We start from the raw sequence: 8,001 nt of genomic DNA on the forward strand, positions 1-8,001 counted from the left end.
CTCCGGTTCTTGCAAGGTTAGGCTAACCTTATCTAGCATGTCCGGCAGAGGGAGGCGATGCCTCGGTGGAGACACTGCTGAGCGGACCGGACGGCACCTACGACATCCTGGGAATCGGCTTCGGCCCATCCAACCTCGCGCTGGCGATCGCGCTGGCCGAGCACAACGCGCGGGTCCCGGAGAGCGAGCGGCTCCGCGTCGGATTCCTGGAGAAGCAGCACGACTTCGGCTGGCACAGGGGGATGCTCCTCGACGACGCGACCATGCAGGTGTCCTTCTTGAAAGACCTGGTCACCATGCGCGACCCGGCCAGCGACTTCAGCTTCCTCTGCTTCCTCAAGCAGAGCGGCAGGCTGGTGGACTTTCTCAACCACAAGACGCTCTTCCCGTTACGCATCGAGTTCCACGCGTACTTCGAGTGGGCCGCCGCGCGGATGCGCGACCTGGTCGAGTACTCGGCGGAGGTGGTGTCCGTCGAGCCGGTGACCGGGGAGGGCGGTGAGGTCCACGCGTTCGACGTGATCGTCCGCGATCCGGAGCGCCCGGAGCGCACCTTCATCCGCCGGGCGCGCAACCTCTGCGTCGCCACCGGCCTGGAGCCGCACCTGCCGCCGGGGACCGTCGTCTCCGACCGCGTGTGGCACAACAGCGAGCTGCTGCCCCGCGTGAGCGCACTCCAGGAAGCCGGGACCCCGGTGCGCAGGGCCCTGGTGCTCGGGGCGGGCCAGAGCGCCGCCGAGACGGCCGACTACCTGCACCGCACCTTCGACCAGGCGGAGATCTGCGCCGTCTTCGCCAAGTACGGCTACACCCCGGCCGACGACAGCCCCTTCGCCAACCAGATCTTCGACCCGGCCGCCGTCGACACCTACTTCGGCGCCCCGCCCCAGGTCAAGCAGTCCCTGCTCGACTACCACCGGAGCACGAACTACTCGGTGGTGGACATGGACCTCATCGAGTCCCTCTACCGGACCGTCTACCGGGAGAAGGTCCGGGGCAGCGAGCGGCTGCGCCTGCTGCGCGCCTCGCGCATCCGCGAGGTGCGCGCGCTGGACGACCGGCTCCACGTCGAGGTGGAGTTCCTGCCCACCGGAGCCCGCGAGGTGATCGAGGCCGACCTGCTCGTCCACGCCACCGGCTACCGGCCCCAGGACATCGGCGCCGTGCTCGGCCGGGCCGCCAAGCTCTGCCTCCGCGACGAGGAGGACGAGGTCAGGATCGGCCGCGACTACCGCGTACTGACGCCCCCGAACGTGTCGGCCGGCATCTACCTCCAGGGGGCGGGCGAGCACACCCACGGCCTCACCTCGACGCTCCTGTCCACCACCGCGATCCGGGCCGGGGAGATCCGCGACTCGCTGCTCGCCCACCGCACGCCGCGGGCCAGGGCGGCGACCTAGTGGTCGTCGCCGAGGGCCGGCCGGGCGTCTCCGCGCAGCGGCCGGCCGGCCTCGCCGCGGGCGACGCCGGCCGGAGCGGCGTCCTGCTCGTGCTCGTGGCGGCGCTGGCCGCCACGTGCGTCCTCAGCGTCGCCGCCGGCACCAGGACCATCGCCCTCGGCACGGTCTGGGACGCGTTCGCCCACTTCGCCGGCACGGAAGAACACGTGATCGTCCGCGAGCTGCGCGTGCCGAGGACGCTGCTCGGCCTGCTGGCGGGGGCCGCGCTCGGCGTCTCCGGGGCGGTGCTCCAGGCCGTGACCCGCAACCCGCTGGCCGACACGCAGATCCTCGGGATGAACGCCGGCGCGGCGCTCTTCGTGGTGTTCGCGATCGGCGTGCTGGGGCTCACCGGCATCTGGTCGTACGTGTGGTTCGCGTTCGCCGGGGTGGCCTTCGCCACGGTCCTCGTCTACGCGCTCGGCTCGATCGGGCGCGGCGGCGCGACGCCGCTCCGGCTGACGCTGGCGGGCGTCGCGCTCGGCGCGGTCATGTCGGGCGCCTCGGCCGGGATCCGGCTGGTCAAGCCGAGGGCCTTCGACTACCTGCGCTTCTGGGACGTCGGCACGCTCGCCGGACGGCCGGCGCAGATCGCCGTGGCCGTCGCCCCGTTCGTCGTGCTCGGCCTGGGCCTGGCGCTGGCGGCGGCCCGCTCGCTGAACGCCGTCGCGCTGGGCGACGACCTCGCCCGCACGCTCGGCGCAGGGGTCGTCAGGACGCGCGTGCTGTCGGTGCTCTCGGTGACGCTGCTGACCGGGGCGGCGACCGCGGCCGTCGGGCCGATCGGCTTCGTGGGCCTGATGGTGCCGCACGCCGTCCGCCGGATCGTCGGGCCCGACCAGCGCTGGATCCTCGCGTACACGGTGATCTGCGCGCCGATCCTGCTGCTCGGCGCCGACATCGCCGGGCGGATGCTGATCCGTCCGGCGGAGTTGCAGGCGGGCATCGTCACCGCGTTCCTGGGTGCGCCGGTTCTGATCTGGCTGATCAGGCGGAGAGCGGTGAGCGGCCTGTGAACGGGGTGGACTTCGGCCACCGGGTCGTGGTCGCGCGGGGACCCGGCCCGCTGTCGGTCCGGTTCGGCGCGCGTACCGCGCTCGTCTGCGCCGGGCTCGGCCTGGCCGCCCTGGCGGTCGCCGTGCTCGGGCTGGGCACCGGCGAGTTCGAGGTGCCGCCTGGCGAGGTGATCGGGGCGCTGGCCGGGCAGGGCTCCGGCGCGACGCGGCTGGTGGTCGTCGAGTGGCGGCTGCCGCGCGTGCTGCTGGCCCTGCTCGTCGGCGCGGCGCTCGGGCTGAGCGGCGCCGTCTTCCAGTCGCTGCTGCGCAACCCGCTCGGCAGCCCGGACGTGATCGGCTTCAACACCGGCGCCTACACCGGGGTGCTGGTCACGATGCTGCTGGTGGGCCGCGACTACCACCAGACCGCGGCCGGCGCGCTGGCCGGGGGACTCCTGGCGGCCGCGGTGGTCTACCTGCTGGCGTACCGGCACGGCGTCCACGGGTTCCGGCTCATCGTCGTGGGCATCGCGATCAGCGCGATCCTCGCCTCGGTGAACCAGTGGTTCGTCATCAAGGTCCAGCTGCAGCTCGCCGTCGCCGCCGCCATCTGGGGGCAGGGCAGCCTCAACACGGTCACGTGGGAGCAGGTCCCGGCCGTGGCCGTCGCGGTCGCGCTGCTCACCGCGGGCCTGCTGGCTCTCTGGCCGCGCCTGTCGCTGCTGGCCATGGGCGAGGAGTCCGCCGCCGCTCTCGGCGTGCGCACCGAACGGACCCGGCTGCTCTACCTCGTCATCGGCGTCGCGCTGACCGCCGTGGCCACCGCCGCCGCGGGGCCGATCTCGTTCGTCGCGCTCGCCGCCCCGCAACTGGCCCGGCTGCTCACCCGTACGGCGGGCGTCGCCCTGGCGCCGTCGGCCGTGATGGGCGCGCTGCTGCTGACAACGAGCGACTGGCTCGGCCAGCGGCTGTTCGCGCCCACCCAGCTTCCCGTGGGCGTGGTGACGGTGTCGCTCGGCGGGCTCTACTTCGCCTGGCTCCTGGCCAGGCCGATGCGGAAGGCGGCACCGTGAGACTGAGCGCCAGGGACCTCACGCTCGGCTACGACCAGCGGCCGATCAGCGAGCACCTCGACCTGGAGATACCGGACGGCCGGCTCACCGTGATCGTCGGGCCGAACGCCTGCGGCAAGTCCACCCTGCTGCGGGCGCTGGCCCGGCTGCTCAGGCCGTCCGCCGGGCAGGTCGTGCTCGACGGCGAGGACATCCATGCGTACCCGGCCAAGGAGGTCGCCAGGCGGCTCGGCCTGCTGCCGCAGACGTCGATCGCCCCGGACGGCATCACCGTGGCCGACCTGGTGGCGCGCGGCCGCCACCCGCACCAGAGGCTGCTGCGGCAGTGGTCGGAGCGGGACGAGGCCGCCGTGGTGAAGGCGATGGCGGCCACCGGCGTCACCGACCTGTCGGGACGGCTCGTCGACACGCTCTCCGGCGGCCAGCGCCAGCGGGTCTGGGTGGCGATGGTGCTCGCCCAGGAGACCCCCATCATGCTGCTGGACGAGCCGACCACCTTCCTCGACATCGCCCACCAGATCGAGCTGCTCGACCTCTGCCTCCGGCTGAACCGGGAGCAGCGCAACACCATGGTGGCCGTCCTGCACGACCTCAACCAGGCCTGCCGGTACGCCGACCACCTCGTCGCGATGAAGGCCGGCGCCGTCGTGGCCCAGGGCGACCCCAAGGCGATCGTCACCGCCGAGCTGATCGAGGATGTGTTCGGGCTGCCCTGCCGGATCATCGACGACCCGGAGACCCACACCCCGCTCGTCATCCCCCGCTCCCACCACGCGAACAGGAGAAACGATGTCCGACAACCCCTTCGACGATGAGGACGGCACCTTCTACGTGCTGATCAACGACGAGGAGCAGCACTCCCTCTGGCCCACGTTCAAGGAGGTGCCACAGGGCTGGCGCGTCGTCTTCGGCGAGGAAGGCCGGAGCAGACGCCAGGAATGCGTCGACTACGTCGAGGAGCACTGGACGGACCTGCGGCCGAGGAGCCTGCGCGAGAGCATGGCCGCCGAGCAGTGACCCGACCCATGACCCGCCCCATCACCGGGCGCCGCGTCCTCTGGCGCGCGGTGACCCGCAACCGGCGCCGGCTGGGCGCCGGCACCGGCCTGATCAGCCTGCACCAGGTGTGCGAGTCGCTGGTGCCGATCCTCATCGGGGTCATCGTCGACCAGGCCATCGGGCCGGGCGACGGCGGCGCGCTCCTGCTGTGGGTGGCGGCCATGGCCGCGCTGTTCACCGCGCTGACCATGTGCTACCGCTTCGGCGCCCGCCAGCTGATGATCGCCATCGCCGACGAGGCGCACACCCTGCGCGTCGAGGTGGCCTCGAAGATCCTGCACCCGCGCGGGATCAGGACAGACCGGCGGGCCGGCGACCTGCTCACCGTGGCCGTCAACGACACCGACAACACCTCCTACCTGCTCGACTACGTGCCGCGCGTCGCCGGAGCGGTGACCGCGACCGCGGTGAGCGCCGTCGCGCTGCTCGTGATCGACGTGCAGCTCGGGCTGGCCGTGCTGATCGGCACGCCCGTCGTGCTCGTCGCCCTCCAGGCCGCCACCCCGCTGATCACCAGGCGGGTGGCCGAGCAGCAGGAGCTCGCCGGCGAGGCCACGTCCCTGGCGGCCAACGTGGTCAGCGGGGTGCGCCCGCTGCGCGGCATCGGCGCCGAGGGCGCGGCGGCCCGCCGCTACGACGAGGTCAGCAGGCGCTCCCTGCGGGCGGCGCTGCGCGCGGCCCGCACCCAGGGCGGCTACCTGTCCGCCTCCATGTCCAGCGGCGCGCTGCTGGCGTGCGGCGTCGCGATCCTGGCCGGGTGGTTCGCGCTCAACGGGCGGATCACGGTCGGCGAGCTCATCACCGTCATCGGTCTCGCGCAGTTCCTGATGGAGCCCATCGGCCTGCTCGCGGTCGTCCCCGGCTGGGTGGCCGAGGCCAGGGCCTCCGCCGACCGCGTCGCCGGCGTCCTGGACGCCGAGCCGCTGCTCCCCGAGGGTACGGAGGAGGTCGCGGGCCCGTCCGGCCTGGAGCTGCGGACGCTCAGGTACGGCCCGCTGGACGGGGTCGACCTGCGGGTGCGGCCGGGCGAGTTCGTCGGCGTGGTGCCCCACCGAGCCGCCGATGGTGAGGCGCTCGTCAAGATCCTCTCCGGACAGGTGGCGCCGGAGGAGTACGAAGGCGGCGTGCTCGTCGGCGGCGCGCACCTGTCACGGCTCACGCCCGCTGACGCCCGCCGGGTGATGCTGGTGGAACCCCACCTCACCGACCTGTTCACCGGGACCGTCGAGGAGAACGTCACCGCGGGCGGGCCGCTGGACGAGGCCGCGCTGGAGGCCTCAGCGGCCGGCCAGGTCGTCTCCGCCCATCCCGACGGCCTCGCCCACCTGGTCGCCGAGCGCGGCGCCAGCCTCTCCGGCGGGCAGCGGCAGCGGCTCGCGCTCGCCCGCGCGCTGATGGCCCGCCCGCCGATCCTCGTGATGCACGACCCCACCACCGCCGTCGACGCGGTGACCGAGCACGAGATCGCCCGGGGCCTGCGCGCGCTGCGCGGCACCGGGGAGCTCACCACCGTGGTGGTGACGAGCAGCCCCGCGCTGCTCGCCATGACGGACCGGGTCGTGGTCCTCGACGGCGGCCGGGTCGCCGCCGAGGGAACCCACGCCGACCTGGCCGTGACGGACGACGACTACAACCGGGCGGTGCTGAGATGACGGCCTCCGACCAGGCGACGGGCCCCGAGCGGCTGCCCGTCGCGGACGCGCGCAGGACATGGGCGTGGCTGCGGGCGGAGCTGCGCGGGCGGTGGCGGGCCGGGGCGCTCGCCGTGCTGGTGGGCGCCGTGGGCGCCGCCGCGTCGGTGGTGCCCGTGTACGCGCTGGGCAGGCTCGTCGACCTCGTCACGGAGCGGGCTCCCGGCTCGGCGATCGTCCCCGTCGCCGCGGTGATCCTCGTGGGGGCGCTCGTCGGCGGCCTCGCCGCCGGGCCCGGCACGTACCTGATCAGCCGACTGTGCGAGCAGCTGCTCGCCGACCTGCGGGAAAGCACGGTGGCCCGCGCGCTCTCCCTCCCCGTCACCACCCTGGAACGGGTCGGCAAGGGCGACCTGCTGTCACGGGTCAGCACCGACACGGCCGCGATCGGCAAGGCCGCCTCCAACGTGGTGCCCACGATGATCTCCGCGTTCCTGCTGGTCGTGGTGAGCGTCGCCGCGATGGCCGGGCTCGACTGGCGGCTCGGGCTCGCCGGCGCGGTCGCCATCCCGCTGTACGTGATGGCGCTGCGCTGGTACCTGCCACGCGCCGCGCCGAAGTACGCCGAGGAGCGGCGCGCGGTCGCGGACAACTCGCAGTTGCTGGTGGAGAGCATGCAGGGCGTCCGCACCGTGCACGCCTACCGGCTGGAGCAGCGGCGCCTGCACGGCATCGGGAACGCCTCGCACGAGGTGCGCGACATCTCGGTGTCCGTCTTCACGCTGTTCACCCGGTTCGTCGGACGCGTCAACCGCTCGGAGTTCTTCGGCCTGGCCGCGATCCTCGTCACCGGCTTCCTCCTCGTCCGCCAGGGGCACGTGACCGTCGGAGAGAGCGCGGCGGCGGCGGTCCTGTTCCACCGCCTGTTCAACCCCATCGGCATGCTGCTGTTCACCTTCGACGAGGTGCAGGCGGCGGCGGCGAGCCTGGCCAGGCTCGTCGGCGTCATCGACCTCGCCCCCGCGGAGGAGCCCCGCGACGGGACGGGCGAGCCGGTCGACGCGTCCCTTGAGCTGGCAGACGTGCACTTCCGTTACGACGGCGCCCCCGAGGTGCTGCACGGCGTCTCCATCAGCCTGCCGGCCGGCTCGCGGGTCGCGCTGGTCGGATCGACGGGCGCGGGCAAGTCCACCATCGCGGCGATCGCCGCGGGCATCCTCACCCCCGGCAGCGGCTCCGTACGCGTCGGAGGAGCGGCGCTCCCGCCCGGGAGCCTGCGCGAGCATGTCGCGATCATCACCCAGGAGGTGCACGTCTTCGCCGGACCGCTCATCGAGGACCTGCGCCTGGCGCGGCCGGACGCCTCGCCGGAGGAGGCCGCCGCCGCGCTCGCCGCCGTCGGCGCCCTGGACTGGGCGACGGACCTGCCCGACGGCCTCGGCACGGTGGTCGGCGAGGGCGGGCACGAGCTCACCACCGCCCAGGTCCAGCAGCTCGCCCTCGCCCGCCTGATCCTCGCCGACCCCCCGATCGCCATCCTCGACGAGGCCACCGCCGAGGCCGGCAGCCTCGGCGCCCGCAAGCTGGAGGAGTCCGCCGCCGCGGCCACCCGCGGACGCACCACCCTGATCGTCGCCCACCGCCTGACCCAGGCCGCCTCCGCCGACCGGGTGGTCGTCCTGGAGCACGGCCGGATCGTCGAAGAGGGCGGGCACCGGGAGCTCGTCGCCGCAGGCGGCCGGTACGCGGAGCTCTGGCGTGCCTGGGAGGCGCGCACCCCCACGTCGTCATCACGTTAGGGCAG

7 protein-coding genes are annotated in these 8,001 nt (G+C 73.5%); all 7 read left to right on the forward strand.

Annotated elements, in window-relative coordinates; translation table 11 throughout:
• Positions 1-65 precede the first annotated feature (65 nt).
• Genes ABD999_RS16320 through ABD999_RS16350 form a run of 7 tightly spaced genes read left to right on the forward strand, consistent with a single transcriptional unit; the run spans position 66 to position 7,996 of the window.
• On the forward strand, positions 66-1,400 hold the full coding sequence (locus ABD999_RS16320) for a lysine N(6)-hydroxylase/L-ornithine N(5)-oxygenase family protein (protein ID WP_345482775.1): 1,335 nt from the start codon (positions 66-68) through the stop codon (positions 1,398-1,400).
• Complete coding sequence (locus ABD999_RS16325) at positions 1,400-2,455, forward strand: FecCD family ABC transporter permease (protein ID WP_345482776.1); 1,056 nt, start codon at positions 1,400-1,402, stop codon at positions 2,453-2,455. Before ABD999_RS16320 ends, ABD999_RS16325 begins: the two co-directional genes overlap by 1 nt.
• Positions 2,452-3,507, forward strand: coding sequence for a FecCD family ABC transporter permease (locus ABD999_RS16330; RefSeq protein ID WP_271278856.1), 1,056 nt, complete (start codon positions 2,452-2,454; stop codon positions 3,505-3,507). Before ABD999_RS16325 ends, ABD999_RS16330 begins: the two co-directional genes overlap by 4 nt.
• A complete protein-coding gene (locus ABD999_RS16335) occupies positions 3,504-4,322 on the forward strand; it encodes an ABC transporter ATP-binding protein (protein WP_271278855.1) in 819 nt (272 codons plus the stop codon). The genes ABD999_RS16330 and ABD999_RS16335 overlap by 4 nt, the downstream gene beginning before the upstream one ends.
• Entirely contained in the window at positions 4,297-4,524 is a 228-nt protein-coding gene (locus ABD999_RS16340) for an MbtH family protein (RefSeq protein ID WP_271278854.1), read from the forward strand. Before ABD999_RS16335 ends, ABD999_RS16340 begins: the two co-directional genes overlap by 26 nt.
• A gap of 8 nt (positions 4,525-4,532) precedes the next feature.
• On the forward strand, positions 4,533-6,218 hold the full coding sequence (locus ABD999_RS16345; RefSeq protein ID WP_271278853.1) for an ABC transporter ATP-binding protein: 1,686 nt from the start codon (positions 4,533-4,535) through the stop codon (positions 6,216-6,218).
• Entirely contained in the window at positions 6,215-7,996 is a 1,782-nt protein-coding gene (locus ABD999_RS16350; RefSeq protein WP_271278852.1) for an ABC transporter ATP-binding protein, read from the forward strand. Before ABD999_RS16345 ends, ABD999_RS16350 begins: the two co-directional genes overlap by 4 nt.
• Positions 7,997-8,001: the final 5 nt, after the last annotated feature.

Origin of the sequence: Nonomuraea ferruginea (genome assembly GCF_039540635.1) — a bacterium.
Taxonomy (GTDB): Bacteria; Actinomycetota; Actinomycetes; order Streptosporangiales; family Streptosporangiaceae; genus Nonomuraea; species Nonomuraea ferruginea.